This is a genomic window from Aneurinibacillus sp. REN35 (genome assembly GCF_041379945.2).
Classification (GTDB): domain Bacteria; phylum Bacillota; class Bacilli; order Aneurinibacillales; family Aneurinibacillaceae; genus Aneurinibacillus.
The window spans coordinates 50,013-63,304 of the sequence record NZ_JBFTXJ020000017.1; the positions used below are offsets into that span (position 1 = coordinate 50,013).

A 13,292-nucleotide genomic window follows, 5' to 3' on the forward strand; every position below is an offset into this window, starting at 1 on the left:
TAGAGGTGTAGAGCGTAAGGAGGAATGACGGATGGAGGAACAAAACGAATACCGCACACTCATCGCACGCACGCTTATAGGAGAACGTGAAGCATATGGTGAGTTATATGAAAAAACAATTGACCGCGTCTATAAAGCCGTCCACTTCCTGATTGAGGATAAATCTGATGTGGAGGATGTGATACAGGATATTTATATTCAACTATACCGCTCACTGGTTGGCTTTGATCAGACACGCTCTTTTCTTCCGTGGTTGATGGGGATTGTCATGCGTCAGGTAAGCGCCTATCGAAGGAAGAGATGGATGCGGTTTCGCATCGCCAAAAAAGCAGAACTACAGCCGCAGCCAATGGAAAGTGATTTCACAAACGATGTGATTAATAAGCTGGCCAACAAGCACTTGCGTACCGCGATTGATCTGCTGCCCTATAAGTTGAAGCAGGTGATTATCCTTCGTTATCTACATGATCATTCACAGGAAGAGATCGCTATTATCCTGGATATACCGATAGGGACCGTAAAATCAAGGATTAACGCCGCGTTAAAAAAGCTGCGGCAGAAACAGGAAAATGAACAAATTTTATTGCGAAGGGTGGAGAATATTCATGAATCCCGATAACTGCCTGCAGAAAATCATGCATGAAAGAGCAGAGGGTATTGTTCCGCCCCCTGAATTAAAAGAAAAAGTAATGAACAATATTGTATTCAGCAAAGGAGAGAAAAAAATGAAGAAACGCATGGTAGCGGGCATTTTAGCCGCAGCCCTACTTATTCCGACGAGTGCATTTGCGTACCAATCCTTACTGGCCGATGAGTTATATGGTTCGTTTGAGAATGTGAAGAAGCATGCTGCAAGCATAACAATGGAAGGGTACATGCTGTTTAATGCGAAGCTGTCCCAGGCAAAGGGAGAACTGGGAGCAGAAGAGTATGCAGAGTTTAAACGCTTCCTTAAAGTAATCAGCACAGCTAAAGTCAACTATGGGGATCCATACGGGAATATTGACTACGATCGCATCGGTGAGGTGAAAAAAGAGGAGATCAAGCAGGCACTGCTGGCTGTGCTGCCGTATTTTGATAAGTTAAATGGTAAAAAATCGAGCCGGGATGTACTGACAGCGCAGGAATATGAGCGCTATATTGACGCGTTAATGACGCATGAAAAAGTGATGGCACAGAGTGGTATTGACCCAAGTGCAGGTCCGATTGAAATAGAAAAGCTACCAGAAGTGCTTCAGCAGGAATATCAAGCGGCCGTAGATGTTATGGAGTATGTGAGTAAAAAGTAACAATAATCAGAGCCCCTCTTATATAATAGTAATACGATCTGAATCGCATCTAAAATAGGGGGGGCATTGTGCAGGATTTGTACGGGAAAGTTGTCGTTATTACGGGAGCGAGTTCTGGAATTGGACGTGCGGCAGCAGAACTGCTGGCGTCCAAAGGTGCAAAAGTGGTTATTAACTACCATACAAACGAAAAGGGAGCAAACGAAACGATGCAAACGATTCAAGAAAAGGGAGGGGAGTGTACGGCAATCCAAGCGGATGTTACGAAGAAAGACCAAGTTGAAAGAATGGTTCAAGAAGTTGTTTCAATTTACGGAGCCGTCCATGTGCTGGTAAATAATGCAGGTGGAGGCATTAGACAAAGCGCATTCATGGATATAGATGAGGAGCTTTGGGATGAGACATATGCATTGAATGTTAAAGGAGTTCTCTTTTGCTCACAGGCAGTATTAAAGGACATGCTTCCGCGAAAAAACGGCAAAATCATTAATCTTTCTTCGGCAGCAGCCCGTATTGGAGGGGCAGGTGAAAGCATCCACTATGCTTCAACAAAAGGTGCAGTAAATACGATGACGGTTGGGATGTCCAGGGAATTTATTGAGCATGGGATTATTGTAAATGGAATCGCTCCTGGAATGGTTGAAACCTCATTTCATGACAAATTTGCTCCTAATGATAATCGTCTCGAACGATTAGTGGCCTCTGTTCCCATGAAACGTGCTGCAACTCCATTAGAAATAGCAGAGGTGATTTGTTTCCTTGCATCAGATGCATCCAATTATATTGTGGGGGAAACAATTACTGTTAGCGGTGGTAGATGAAAAAGTACCTCTTCTTGTTGTCTAGCTTCCTACTATAAAAACAGGTACCCGTTTCTTTTATTGGGTACCTGTTTTTTATTGTTTTTCAGTGGGGAATTAGACCATCTCAGGGACAGACAGGCCAAGTCCCTCTGCAATACGTGCTCCATATTCAGGATCAGCCTTATAGAAGTGCTGAATTTGCCGCAGCTTAATCTCGTCCCTTGTGACCGGCTTCATGGCGTCAACGATAGTCTGCACAAGGCGGATGCGTTCTTCTTCGCTTAAGAGACGGTATAATTATGATCCGGGCGCATCTGTCCGTCGCGCTGATAGTTATTCACCATAACCTTCGGACGGTTGATCGGAAGGGCGTTGTGGTTTGCACCGACACGGTAGCGGTGTGCATCCGCATAGGCGAAGAGGCGACCCTGCAGCATTTTGTCAGGTGAAACATCAATGCCGGGTACGAGTGTTCCGGGAGAAAACGTTGCCTGTTCCACTCCGGGTAATCCCCATTTTCAATGGCGTTAAATAAGTCTTCCGTATGGTAATCTGGGTTTTCACCGGCGATTTTTGCGGCGACATCCGCACTAAGGTTTTGGATGCCCTGCTGTGTCTTGAAGTGGTATTTTACCCAGACCGCTTCGCCTTCCGCATTTACCCATTTGAATGTATGGCTGCCAAAGCCGTGCATATGACGGAACGTGGCAGGAATGCCGCGGTCAGACATAAGAATGGTTACCTGATGCAGCGATTCAGGGGACAGTGACCAGAAATCCCATACCGCATCCGAGTTTTTCAAATGCGCTTGCGGATGGCGTTTTTGCGTATGAATGAAGTCAGGGAATTTAATCGCATCTCGGATGAAGAACACGGGTGTATTGTTGCCGACCAGGTCATAGTTTCCGTCTTCTGTATAGAGTTTTACAGCGAATCCACGTGGGTCACGCACGGTATCGGCAGAGCCGTTTTCACCCGCTACCGTGGAGAAGCGGACAAACCCCGGTGTACGTTTTCCAACCTCAGATAGAAATGCGGCCTTCGTATAGTTCGATACGTCATTTGTTACTTCAAAATAACCATGCGCCCCGGCACCTTTGGCGTGAACGACACGTTCAGGCACACGCTCGCGGTTAAAATGCGCCAGCTTTTCAAGAAGATGCACATCCTGGATCAGTGTTGGACCGCGTGATCCGGCCGTAATGGAATTCTGATTATCACCAACAGGGGCTCCCCAGCTTGTCGTAAGTCTATTATTATGTGAACTCATACCTTCATCACCTCATCATTTATCTATCCTTCATGTACATAATAATATCGAAAACCAATAAGAAATAAATGCTTATTTGAAATTATTATTAATAATGATTGAGAGGATTCATTTTTGACTTGTGATTCAACCGATTTTGACTTGTTTTGTATGGAGTCGGCTGTTTTTTACGCTGTTTGATTTGGCGTGGGATTTGCTTACATGATTACACAAGCAGAAAACTTGAAGAATTGAGGAGGAGAAAGATATGTCAGAAGTTGCAATTCGCAAGGCACGACTCATGGATGTTTCTGGTTTGACTTCTTTACTCTATGGATACCTTGCGTTTTACAAGCGACCAATTCCACCTGAAGAGAGAATAAAAGAAATGATTACGCATCTCGTACATCATCCAGAGGAGGGGTTTCAGTTAGTCGCAGAAGAGGATGGAAGGTTACTTGGCTTTACTACGGTAAATGCGATTTGGAGCACAACGCGCATGCAGAAAATAGCCCTACTGAACGATCTATTTATAGATCCGCAACACAGGAGAAAGGGGATTGGTGAAGCGTTATTAACATCGGCAATTCAACTGGCAAAAGAAAAAGGATATCCGTTGGTTCGACTATTAACAGCAGCCGACAATAGTACTGCCCAATCCCTATATGATAAGACCGGGGGAAATGCTCCTGGCTGGAAGGTATATGACTACCCTTTAGAATGATATCTTTTAAAGCATAATAAAATTATGTACAAGGCCGTCCCAAAAGAGGGAGCGGCCTTTGCTGTCTAGTGGCTGCGATGACGACGGCAGCGAACAACTACGATTCGGTTTCTGCAGCGAAACACTACACTTTGACCAGGTCTCAGTGTAACGACTTGTACAGGGCGACGACGCATAACAATCACCTCCTGTCATGCGACATACAACATCTTATGTATAGGGAGGGACGTTTGTATGGACAAGTATCATAGGGAAAAGCGCCTTTTTTAAAGGAGGTGGATAACTATGGAAAAAGATGTGCTTTGTGAAGTAAATAACTGTACGTATTGGGGAAATGGAAACAGATGCAATGCAGATGAAATCTATGTAGTAAGCCACAAAGGCAAGCAGGCTTCTACAACAGAAGAAACGGACTGTAAGACGTTTCAGCCCGGTATGTAAAAACGTTGTAAAGCCGCCGGTTCAAGCGGCTTTACTTTTTAAGCGCTATGTTATGAAATCAACTTCAAGCCGACAGCTGCACCAAGAACCAAAAGAATGAACAGCATTCGGCGCCAGTCTTTTGACTCCCCGTACAGCAACATCCCAAGAATAGCGCCCCCCGCTGCGCCAATTCCTGTCCAGACGGCATAGGCGGTTCCCATTGGCAGTGTCTTCATAGCCAATGCAAGGAACAAAAAGCTAGCGCTAAATCCGGCCAGCATCATTACGAATGCCTGCCAGTTTCTGTCCCTGTGCAATTTATTGATCATAGCAACGCCCGTCATCTCAAAGATTCCGGCGAAGATAAGATAGATCCAGGCCATTATGAAGCACCTCCTTTAGGCTGCTGTTCGTTCTCTTTCGTCACCATTTTCAGACCAATAACACCGACTAGTAACAGAAGAATAAGGAGCAGCTTTGCGGTTTTGAGCGGCTCACCAAAGAAAACAATTTCAGAAAACACAGTGCCAGCGGTTCCTAGGCCAACGAAAACCGCATAGACCGTACCAACCGGAAGTTTTTCACCGGCCATAATCATAAGGTAGAAGCTGATAAGGATTGCGATCCCGGTTCCGAGCCATGTCCATATATCATTGGCGTGCTTAAGTCCGACCACCCAAAATACTTCAAAAAATGCAGCAATAAAAACTTTTGTCCATTCCCAATTCATATGGTGTTTTTCCTTTCAAGATGATTTGTCTGTTGTACTACATAAATCAGATCGATAAAAAGCCCGGGAGATGTCCTTGTACACAAGGCAATCTCCCGGGCTTTTATCCCTCCGTGGCACGGCGCGGCCGTGAGTTTTCTCTCGGACCAGGCCGATGATAGCATCGCGGAACCCTAGAAAACATGACGTGTTGATACAGTTGTGATTGTAGCGTACACAGCAGCAGTCTTATTGCTCAGGTCGCTGCTTTTTCTTATCTTTCCGGCTGAGAATAAAGCCGATAATGAGACCGACGATAATGATCAGTAGAATGGCTCCGGCTGTGCCAAAAGCTAAATAAATCATGCCCATGTATATCACCTTATTTTGTATAAAATCGTTCGCCGCCTATACACGAACTCGTCTCTACACTTTAAGTGTAGGTTTTCGTGTTAGAATAGTCAAGGATGATGATAATATTAGAAAAGCAAAAAGTGTGGTACATACGATTTCACAGTTTACACACATGTTATTAGTATAATAAACATGAAAATTATACAAATTAGCAAAAGAGGAGTTGGAGATCATGAAGAAAACAGTGTTTTTCACTGTCTTTCTGCTGATGCTGATGACCTCACAGGTCTTTGCGCATTCCCGTATTGAAAGCAGTTCGCCGCAGAATGGAGAAGTTGTAACAAAGCAAGTGCAGGAAATTGCTGTACAATTCAGCGCCAGTATTGAGCGTGTCAGCAAGCTGGAAGTTAAAAATGAACAGGGACAAACATTCGCGGTGCGCGATGTTCAAGCCAGCGGCAAATCGCTAAAAGCGACGCTGGACAAGCCGCTCCCGAATGGCAAGTATAAAGTGGAGTGGATGAACATTGGTGAGGATGGACATTCCCTGCGCGGCGCCTTTTCTTTTGAAGTGAAGGCAGCGCCACAAGAAAAGCCGACCGAGCCGAAGGCGACCGAAGAGCCGGAACAGTCGCAGCAGCAAGAGCAACCGACGCCGCAGCCTTCAAATGCAGATACTGAAAATAGTGCAGGTGATAAAGGAACCTCTTCCTTTATGGCTGGCTTTATTATTATTGCCCTCTTGGTTGTCGGTCTTGTTGTATTTTTACTACGTAAAAAATCATAAACCTCTTCCCCGTTTCGAGAAAACGGGGATTTTTTTTCGTATTCACCAATCTGCCATAACTTCCGCACAAGTTGCACACATTTATTTACTACCATTTGTCATGTAGATAACAAAAATATAAGGAGTAAGAGAGAATGAAGGGGAAAATACTGCACAACCGATTTGCTGTACTTGCTTCATTAGTAATTATTGCGGTAATTGCCATCATACTGTATCAAAACTTTGGAGGGTATCGTACCCTTCCTGTCATTGAGAAGGCACCGGCTTTTACGATGAAGGACATGTATGGTCAGCCGTTTTCGTTTGATAAATCAGAAGGAAGCGTTCGCCTAGTTTCGTTTCATTATGTGCGCTGCCCTGATGTTTGTCAGACGACGAACTTGAACTTAATTCGTATTCAACAAAAATTAAAGGAAGAGGGAGTGCTAGGTAAGGAAGCAGATCTTATTACCATTACATTTGATCCGAAAAACGATACAGAAGATGTGCTGCAGAAGTATACGGCGGCGCGTAATATTCAGCCGGATGGCTGGACGTTTCTACGCGGCACACCACAACAAACCAAGCAAGTGCTTGATGGGTTCAAACTGTATGTACAGGATCAGGGAAACGGATTGCTTACCCACTCCAATGAACTGTTTCTTGTAGATAAAGAGAGAAACATTCGTGCCATATATCAGATGGGAGACGGTATGGACAACGACAGAATTGTAGAAGATATGCTGGCACTGCTAGATGAATAGGAAAGGAGCATGTGAAGTGAAAAAGGCAAGCATGATGATGAGTGTGGTACTGATCTTCGCTATGACGCTGCTGTCCGGCTGCGGTCAGAATGCGCAGCCGCAGGAGAGACAAAAGCCGATGCCGATCGCCGTGTCACTGAAGCTGGACCCTGCGGCGGTCAACGTCAATAAAGCGGTGCGCATTTCTGTTGTCGTTACACAAAATGGAGCACCTGTCAGCGATGCGGAGGAAGTGAAGTTCGAGATCGGGCAGGGCGATAAAAAGAATGTGCAGATGATTCCTGCGCAAAAGACCGAAGAGGGAACGTACGCCATCGAGCATACGTTTACAGCATCCGGCTCCTATTACGTTATGTACCATGTGACGGCTCGCGGCATGCACAGCATGGATAAGACGGACATTGAAGTGCGTCCATAACCGCCCACGTATGGATGTACGGCCTCACACTTCTTTCACAAATACCACACGAGATGCACAAATGTCTTTCGTATAATAAGGCGGGCGGGACGTATCATTTTATAAAAAAGGATGCTGGAGGGGATGTTTATAAAAAGGGTGGTTGTGCTGCTTGTGCTGATCCTGCTGTTTTGCATGACGCCGTCTGGACATGCGGAATCGAATGCACCGTCACTGCAGCAGATGCTTACACAGGCCGAGCCGGGAGAGACGCTTGTTGTGCCGGCCGGCATCTATCACGGGCCGGTCACGATTACGAAGCCAATTGTGCTGCGCGCAGAGCCCGGTGCAATTATAGAAGGCAATGGTAGCGGAAGCGTAGTAACGATTGCTGCAGACGACGTAACGGTAGAAGGGTTCACCATCCGGCACGGCGGTCAGAATAGCTCTGCACATGACGCTGGGGTGAAGGTGCAGGGGGCGCGTGTGCTCATAAAGGATAACCGATTGGAGTATACGCTGTTCGGTGTGCATCTACACAGATCATCGGCTTCTCATATTATAGGCAACCGCATTGAGGGAAGCACGGAGACGTCGGTTGCGAAGCGGGGCAATGGTATTCATATCACAGCAGGCGGAAGTCATATGATCGAGCGCAATGAGATAGCGCATGTACAAGATGGTGTGTACTTTGATCAGACAACAGGGAACACGGTACAGCACAATACGGTTGATCGCTCTCGCTACGGGTATCATGTGATGTTTTCCGATCATAATCGCATCACAGCCAACGAAACAAAGAACAGTATTGTGGGCGCCATGGTAATGGCCGCCAATGACATTACTGTGCGGGACAATGCGTTTCATCATCAAATGGATGTACAGGGATATGGAATATTTCTATATGATGTACAAGCCAGCAGCGTGTATGGCAATCATATTTTTAATAACACAATCGGAATTGCACTCGATATGGTGGAGAGGACACAGTTGGAGCGGAATAAGATTGCGCATAATGCGGTAGGCGTGAAACGAATGGGTGAGGTAGAAGATACGCACCTGAGAGAGAATGTGCTTATCGGGAATGTGCGCCAGATTGGCGGGGATGTGAGCTGGTCATCGGACGTATGGAGCAGGGATTCGGTCGGCAACTATTGGGATGATTACCGTGGTTGGGATTTTAACAAGGATGGGATAGGAGATGGGGCATACCGCATGGCGGCTGATATGCAGCAGGTGTTTGAGAAGCACCCGTTCCTCGGTATTTTTTATGCCAGTCCCCTTCACCAATTGCTCGACCACATGGCGGCTGATTATCCGGTGTTCGATGAGCATCCGCTAATGGATATACCGCTTGCAGAAGAGAATCAGTCGAAAAAGGAGAATATATAAAATGAGAAAACTACGAAAAAAAAGCTGGTTGTTTGTTGGTACAATGATGGTGTTCATGCTTGTGCTTGCAGCTTGCGGAAAACAAGAGAGCGTGCAGCCACAACCTGTTGATGAGGCGGTTGATACGTGCGCAAAATGCCATATGGCCGTAAAAAATAACGGATATGCTGCCCAGTATGTAACAGAGGACGGGAAGAGCGTCAAGTTTGATGATATTGGCTGCCTGCATAAGCATACAGCAGCTCACACAGAAGAAAAGATTGCGGACATGTTTGTTCAGGATAGCGGCACGAAGGATTGGGTTTCGCTAAAAGACGCATCCTACGTATATGCGATGGACGTGCCGACACCGATGGGATACGGCATTCACGCATTTAAGGATAAAGCGGATGCTGAAACGTTTGTGAAAGAAAAAGGCGTTGGAGAGCTTTTGGCATATGACCAGCTGCAAAAGCATGAGTGGAAGATGGACAAAAGCAAAATGATGCCGCATGAAGGCATGAAGCATGGAGAGATGAAAGAGGGCGAACATAAGCAATGAGACAAGCGGCCACAGATTTTCGCCGCATTTTGGCTGTGAGTAGCTACGAGTGGCAGATTATGCTGCGCAGTCGCTGGCTCGCAGCCTTTGCCCTGTTATTTGCTGTACTTGGCGCATTGCTGTTCTATTGGAATGAGACGTTATTTATGAACGGAGCGGCACAGGGACTTACCCGCCAATCGATGCTGTTGGTCAATATGCTGCTTCAGCTTGTGCCGCTTATGGGTCTGCTGTTATCGTCCCTCTCGCTTTCAGGCGAGCGCAGTGACGGGATGACGCGGCTGCTTCGCACATATCCGCTGACGGATTGGCAGTATGTAGCAGGGAAGTTTCTTGGACTTGTTCTGGCATTTCTTTGTGCCATATTGGCAGGTGTTGTGGTGGTATACGTTGGTACCGCTCTTCTGGGGTGGAGCGGAGGGGTACGAGCTGTAAGTACGCTGCTTCTCACAAGTGTTCCGCTCGTCGCCGCATTTACAGCGGTTGGGCTATGGCTGGGCAGTTGGGTGAAGAGTCGGCTGCAGGCTGTAGCAGGCAGCTTATTGCTATGGTTCTTCTTTGTTTATCTATACGGCATGTTGACTATGTCGGTGCTACCAACTCTGCCGCGTATTATACAGGAACCGGTGCTGGCCGGTCTGCTTATGCTGAACCCTGTGGAGACGGTGCGTATTGCCACCGTTTTTTGGCAGGGGCAGGGGTATTTATATGGACCGACCTTTTATTATTGGGAGCAGGCAATTCGTACACCTGGCGGCATCGCAGGCGCGATGGTGCTTCTCATGCTTTATATGAGCATACCGCTGCTGCTTGCGTCTCGTACAATAAGGAAGGGAGCGTAGTGTAATGATTCAACTGCATGATATTAGCAAATCATATGGCAAGAGGATTGCACTGCACCCGCTTACAGCAAGCATCGAATCAGGTACGTGCCTTGCGTTATGTGGGGGGAACGGAGCGGGAAAAAGTACGCTGCTCTCCCTTCTGGCAGGCATGAGTCAGTCAAGCAGCGGACAGGTTACAGGTATTGATAGGCAAAGCATTGGATATATGCCTGATTCCCTACAGATTGCGCCGGGCGTGAGTGCTCGTAGGTGGCTGTTATATCTGGCACAGCTAAAAGGGACGGACAAGAAAGAAGTGGACGAAGCATTAGAGAAAGTCGGTCTTGCGAAAGTAGCGGATCAAGAGCCGTCTACATACTCGCGCGGCATGATGCAGCGCCTGTTATTTGCGCAGATGATTATGCACAAGCCGCATGTCATGTTGATGGATGAACCGGGGAATGGCCTTGATCCCTTCTGGGTGGAGGAATGGAAGCAGTGGCTTGCTGCGTACCGTGAACAGGGGGTAACCATCATCTTTTCCTCGCATCTGCTTCAGGATGTATTGGCGGTCGCAGACCGAGTTTGGCTGATGCATGGAGGACGGCTGCTTGAGGATGAAGCTGTCGATGCTTGGCTTAAGGACTCGCGTCCGGCAGAGCAGCGTTTTCTTGAAGTTATGGCAAAAGCACATACGATACCACAGGTGAAAAAATGAAGAAAAAAACAATTTTCGTATTACTTTTTATCCTTGGACTCATCGGTTATTCCTATTATACGAATGGAAGCTTCTTACGCGGGCAGGAAAAAGCCGAGGTTGGTTCCTATGCACCTACCTTTACGCTGACCGATATCAACGGCAATGAGCGCAGGCTTAATGATCTGAATAAACCTGTACTCATCAATTTCTGGGCGTCTTGGTGCGGCCCATGCCAGCAGGAGACGCCGGACCTTGTCCGTTTGTATGATAAGTACAATGGAAAGTTCGAAATCGCTGCTGTCAATGTGACGATTAATGATAAAGAAGAGAATGCCCGCACATTCGCGCGTTCCTCTAACATGAATTTTCCGGTGTTGTTTGACCGGACGGGCGAGGTGGCAGAAACCTACCGCATTATGGGCCTGCCTACCAATGTGTTTGTTGATAAGGACGGCAAAATCATATACATTGCCAACGGTTTGTTGTCTCCGGAGACATTAGAAAAAAAGATCCAGGAGCTCATTGAATCATAATGCAGTGGATAGAGAAGGTAAGGAGAGAACGATGGTAGCAGCAGGAAAAAGAACACACAGATGGATATATGTCGGCATGCTGCTTCTCAGCATGCTTGCATGGTGCCTGATTCCGCTTTCCGGCGTGGTGTCCGCGGAACCGGAGTTTGCACCGGGGCAAAAAGCGTACAAGCTTGTGGAGTCTATGCCAAAAGACGGCAGCATTGTGTCGGCTACGCCAAAAGAGATTCGCCTGACATTTTCTGAGCCGATTAAAATCAAATACGCATCCATTTTTGATAATCGTAATCGGGAGTACAGTACAGGAAAGATCAAGGTGAACCCGCAGGATGCGCGGCAGATTATTTTAACGCCGGCCAAAGAGCTGCTTCCCGGAACATATGGTGTGGAGTGGCAGGTTGAGGCATCAAGTACGATAGATGAAGAAGATAAGGATCTTAAACGTGTGGGTCAGATTTATTTTGCAGTGCAGTCCCTGTCGCCTGCTCCGAAAAGTGCGGGGGCCGGCTTGATTGAGCAGTTGAGCCGTGAGACCTTGCCGAACTGGCTTGCGTTTTTTGGCATGGCTATATCGTTTGGCGGCACGTTCTTCGTTCAGTTTATTGCACGAAAGGAAGACATACATAAACGCTGGCAGTATTGGCAGATTCCGATTTACTTTCTAACGGCGACGGCTGTCATGGTCTTGTTTTTTGTGCGGAAAGCGGCGCTGCCGGAGGCTACGCTGAATGAACTGGCCGCACTTCCCATTGGTTGGATTCCGTTGGTACAATTTTTTGTATTTGCCTTGATTTTTGGCATCTCATTTACGCGCTGGACCCTGCCGTTTGTCGGCGCCATGCTTGCGCTCAATGCCTGGGTCGGACGCTCCTACTCGCCTGAATACGGAAGCTGGATCGCAGTGCTGATGGACCTCATTCATTTATTTGCACTCTCGATCTGGTTTGGCGGTCTGTTTGCGCTGGTGGTGCTCGCTCCGAAGGAAGGGCGATGGGAATGGTTCAAAGAAAAAGGGGCGGAGTTCTCGCGCTGGGCGCTGATCAGCATGATTCTGTTGATGCTGACGGGCATTGCGATGACAGTTGATTATGCCGACTCCTGGAATGATTTCATACGCAGCATATGGGGTCTCACGATTCTGGTTAAGGTGGCGCTCGTTGCGTGCATTGCACTGCTTGGTGTGCTGCAACTGCGTGCCATGCGGAAGGGAAGTGAGAAAAATACCCGTTGGTTGATTCGCCGGGCCAAATGGAGAGTAGGCCTTGGTATTGCCGTCCTGCTCATTTCTGCTGCGCTCGTTAATTTTGCACCCATTGCATCCGAGGTAGGCGGCATTCCAGCAAAAGTAACGAAGCAGGGAAGCACAGCGTACGCGACGATTTCTCCTTTTGTATCCGGATTTAATGAGGTAAACATTCGATTTGAGAATGCGCCAGCTATTAAAGAGGTCTATGTGCGCTTCTCCGAGCTGCCTGAATATAACGCGCTAAATCGGGCATTTGATCTGGGGAATGGACGCTATCTTATATCCGGTGATCAACTGCGTGTGCCTAGCGCAGCCTATATTAACGTAGAAGCGGTGACGCAAGACGGACGGATTATCGTGTATACATTCCCGCCGCGCGGCACGGCCTGGTGTGATATATAATCTTGCTATTCTCGTTTGCGTATAGAAAAGGGAAGAGTCAGGTAAAGCTGATTCTTCTTTTTTGTGTTTTATTTGCTAAAAATATAGACCGATGAAAATTTTCCCAGCTAATTTAGTCGTTTTGTTAATAATATTTAGAAATTTTAGAATATTACTTGACACTATGAAAATACACA

The 13,292-nt window shown here is 46.9% G+C and carries 17 protein-coding genes, 1 pseudogene and 1 riboswitch; of the genes and pseudogenes, 14 read left to right on the forward strand and 4 right to left on the reverse strand.

Translation table 11 applies throughout. The annotated features are described in order from the left end of the window. Positions 1-31: 31 nt before the first annotated feature. The 3 genes from AB3351_RS21220 to AB3351_RS21230 all read left to right on the forward strand — a co-directional run bounded on the left by AB3351_RS21220 (position 32) and on the right by AB3351_RS21230 (position 2,110). Positions 32-619 carry a sigma-70 family RNA polymerase sigma factor gene (locus tag AB3351_RS21220; protein ID WP_371149112.1) on the forward strand — a complete coding sequence of 196 codons (588 nt, stop codon included), beginning with the start codon at positions 32-34 and terminating at the stop codon, positions 617-619. Then, positions 606-1,289 carry a DUF3600 domain-containing protein gene (locus AB3351_RS21225; RefSeq protein WP_371149113.1) on the forward strand — a complete coding sequence of 228 codons (684 nt, stop codon included), beginning with the start codon at positions 606-608 and terminating at the stop codon, positions 1,287-1,289. The genes AB3351_RS21220 and AB3351_RS21225 overlap by 14 nt, the downstream gene beginning before the upstream one ends. A gap of 68 nt (positions 1,290-1,357) precedes the next feature. Then, positions 1,358-2,110, forward strand: coding sequence for an SDR family NAD(P)-dependent oxidoreductase (locus AB3351_RS21230; RefSeq protein ID WP_371149114.1), 753 nt, complete (start codon positions 1,358-1,360; stop codon positions 2,108-2,110). A 96-nt stretch (positions 2,111-2,206) separates the two neighbouring features. On the opposite strand, the pseudogene AB3351_RS21235 reads toward AB3351_RS21230, so the two are convergent. Beyond that, positions 2,207-3,362 (reverse strand): annotated as a pseudogene (locus AB3351_RS21235) (catalase). Positions 3,363-3,609: 247 nt separating this feature from the next. Here AB3351_RS21235 and AB3351_RS21240 point away from each other — a divergent pair. Further along, complete coding sequence (locus tag AB3351_RS21240; RefSeq protein ID WP_371149115.1) at positions 3,610-4,065, forward strand: GNAT family N-acetyltransferase; 456 nt, start codon at positions 3,610-3,612, stop codon at positions 4,063-4,065. Between the two features lie 285 nt (positions 4,066-4,350). Continuing rightward, a complete protein-coding gene (locus tag AB3351_RS21245) occupies positions 4,351-4,506 on the forward strand; it encodes a DUF1540 domain-containing protein (RefSeq protein WP_371149116.1) in 156 nt (51 codons plus the stop codon). Positions 4,507-4,556: 50 nt separating this feature from the next. On the opposite strand, the gene AB3351_RS21250 is transcribed toward AB3351_RS21245, so the two are convergent. From AB3351_RS21250 to AB3351_RS21260, 3 genes are all read right to left on the reverse strand, one after another. Continuing rightward, positions 4,557-4,871 carry a DMT family transporter gene (locus AB3351_RS21250; protein WP_371149117.1) on the reverse strand — a complete coding sequence of 105 codons (315 nt, stop codon included), beginning with the start codon at positions 4,869-4,871 and terminating at the stop codon, positions 4,557-4,559. Then, positions 4,871-5,218: a DMT family transporter gene (locus AB3351_RS21255; RefSeq protein WP_371149118.1), complete on the reverse strand. Its 348-nt coding sequence runs from the start codon at positions 5,216-5,218 to the stop codon at positions 4,871-4,873. Before AB3351_RS21255 ends, AB3351_RS21250 begins: the two co-directional genes overlap by 1 nt. Before the next feature lie 90 nt (positions 5,219-5,308). Further along, positions 5,309-5,406, reverse strand: a riboswitch (guanidine-I (ykkC/yxkD leader). A 40-nt stretch (positions 5,407-5,446) separates the two neighbouring features. Then, positions 5,447-5,569, reverse strand: a complete 123-nt coding sequence (locus tag AB3351_RS21260; RefSeq protein ID WP_371149119.1) for a hypothetical protein — start codon at positions 5,567-5,569, stop codon at positions 5,447-5,449. Between the two features lie 214 nt (positions 5,570-5,783). On the opposite strand from AB3351_RS21260, the gene AB3351_RS21265 reads away from it, so the two are divergent. The 9 genes from AB3351_RS21265 (at position 5,784) to AB3351_RS21305 (ending at position 13,116) form a co-directional block, all read left to right on the forward strand. Further along, complete coding sequence (locus AB3351_RS21265; protein ID WP_371149120.1) at positions 5,784-6,338, forward strand: copper resistance CopC family protein; 555 nt, start codon at positions 5,784-5,786, stop codon at positions 6,336-6,338. Positions 6,339-6,472: 134 nt separating this feature from the next. Next, on the forward strand, positions 6,473-7,081 hold the full coding sequence (locus tag AB3351_RS21270) for an SCO family protein (RefSeq protein WP_371149121.1): 609 nt from the start codon (positions 6,473-6,475) through the stop codon (positions 7,079-7,081). Between the two features lie 16 nt (positions 7,082-7,097). After that, positions 7,098-7,499 carry a FixH family protein gene (locus tag AB3351_RS21275; RefSeq protein ID WP_371149122.1) on the forward strand — a complete coding sequence of 134 codons (402 nt, stop codon included), beginning with the start codon at positions 7,098-7,100 and terminating at the stop codon, positions 7,497-7,499. Between the two features lie 123 nt (positions 7,500-7,622). Continuing rightward, positions 7,623-8,870 (forward strand): nitrous oxide reductase family maturation protein NosD, encoded by a 1,248-nt coding sequence (gene nosD / locus AB3351_RS21280; RefSeq protein WP_371149123.1) that lies wholly within the window; start codon positions 7,623-7,625, stop codon positions 8,868-8,870. Between the two features lies 1 nt (position 8,871). After that, complete coding sequence (locus tag AB3351_RS21285) at positions 8,872-9,411, forward strand: nitrous oxide reductase accessory protein NosL (RefSeq protein WP_371149124.1); 540 nt, start codon at positions 8,872-8,874, stop codon at positions 9,409-9,411. After that, on the forward strand, positions 9,408-10,253 hold the full coding sequence (locus AB3351_RS21290; protein ID WP_371149125.1) for an ABC transporter permease: 846 nt from the start codon (positions 9,408-9,410) through the stop codon (positions 10,251-10,253). The genes AB3351_RS21285 and AB3351_RS21290 overlap by 4 nt, the downstream gene beginning before the upstream one ends. Positions 10,254-10,257: 4 nt before the next feature. Continuing rightward, positions 10,258-10,953 (forward strand): ABC transporter ATP-binding protein, encoded by a 696-nt coding sequence (locus AB3351_RS21295; protein ID WP_371149126.1) that lies wholly within the window; start codon positions 10,258-10,260, stop codon positions 10,951-10,953. Then, positions 10,950-11,468, forward strand: coding sequence for a TlpA family protein disulfide reductase (locus AB3351_RS21300; RefSeq protein WP_371149127.1), 519 nt, complete (start codon positions 10,950-10,952; stop codon positions 11,466-11,468). The genes AB3351_RS21295 and AB3351_RS21300 overlap by 4 nt, the downstream gene beginning before the upstream one ends. Beyond that, positions 11,458-13,116 (forward strand): copper resistance CopC/CopD family protein, encoded by a 1,659-nt coding sequence (locus tag AB3351_RS21305; RefSeq protein ID WP_371149128.1) that lies wholly within the window; start codon positions 11,458-11,460, stop codon positions 13,114-13,116. Before AB3351_RS21300 ends, AB3351_RS21305 begins: the two co-directional genes overlap by 11 nt. The last annotated feature ends 176 nt before the right edge of the window (positions 13,117-13,292 follow it).

What these genes read in the sequence shown, in the direction of transcription:
- AB3351_RS21220 (WP_371149112.1), top strand. Translation starts at nt 32, where the DNA reads ATGGAGGAACAAAACGAATACCGCACACTCATCGCACGCACGCTTATA.
- AB3351_RS21225 (WP_371149113.1), top strand. Translation starts at nt 606, where the DNA reads ATGAATCCCGATAACTGCCTGCAGAAAATCATGCATGAAAGAGCAGAG.
- AB3351_RS21240 (WP_371149115.1), top strand. Translation starts at nt 3,610, where the DNA reads ATGTCAGAAGTTGCAATTCGCAAGGCACGACTCATGGATGTTTCTGGT.
- AB3351_RS21245 (WP_371149116.1), top strand. Translation starts at nt 4,351, where the DNA reads ATGGAAAAAGATGTGCTTTGTGAAGTAAATAACTGTACGTATTGGGGA.
- AB3351_RS21250 (WP_371149117.1), bottom strand. Translation starts at nt 4,871, where the DNA reads ATGGCCTGGATCTATCTTATCTTCGCCGGAATCTTTGAGATGACGGGC.
- AB3351_RS21255 (WP_371149118.1), bottom strand. Translation starts at nt 5,218, where the DNA reads ATGAATTGGGAATGGACAAAAGTTTTTATTGCTGCATTTTTTGAAGTA.
- AB3351_RS21260 (WP_371149119.1), bottom strand. Translation starts at nt 5,569, where the DNA reads ATGGGCATGATTTATTTAGCTTTTGGCACAGCCGGAGCCATTCTACTG.
- AB3351_RS21265 (WP_371149120.1), top strand. Translation starts at nt 5,784, where the DNA reads ATGAAGAAAACAGTGTTTTTCACTGTCTTTCTGCTGATGCTGATGACC.
- AB3351_RS21270 (WP_371149121.1), top strand. Translation starts at nt 6,473, where the DNA reads ATGAAGGGGAAAATACTGCACAACCGATTTGCTGTACTTGCTTCATTA.
- nosD (WP_371149123.1), top strand. Translation starts at nt 7,623, where the DNA reads ATGTTTATAAAAAGGGTGGTTGTGCTGCTTGTGCTGATCCTGCTGTTT.
- AB3351_RS21285 (WP_371149124.1), top strand. Translation starts at nt 8,872, where the DNA reads ATGAGAAAACTACGAAAAAAAAGCTGGTTGTTTGTTGGTACAATGATG.
- AB3351_RS21290 (WP_371149125.1), top strand. Translation starts at nt 9,408, where the DNA reads ATGAGACAAGCGGCCACAGATTTTCGCCGCATTTTGGCTGTGAGTAGC.
- AB3351_RS21295 (WP_371149126.1), top strand. Translation starts at nt 10,258, where the DNA reads ATGATTCAACTGCATGATATTAGCAAATCATATGGCAAGAGGATTGCA.
- AB3351_RS21300 (WP_371149127.1), top strand. Translation starts at nt 10,950, where the DNA reads ATGAAGAAAAAAACAATTTTCGTATTACTTTTTATCCTTGGACTCATC.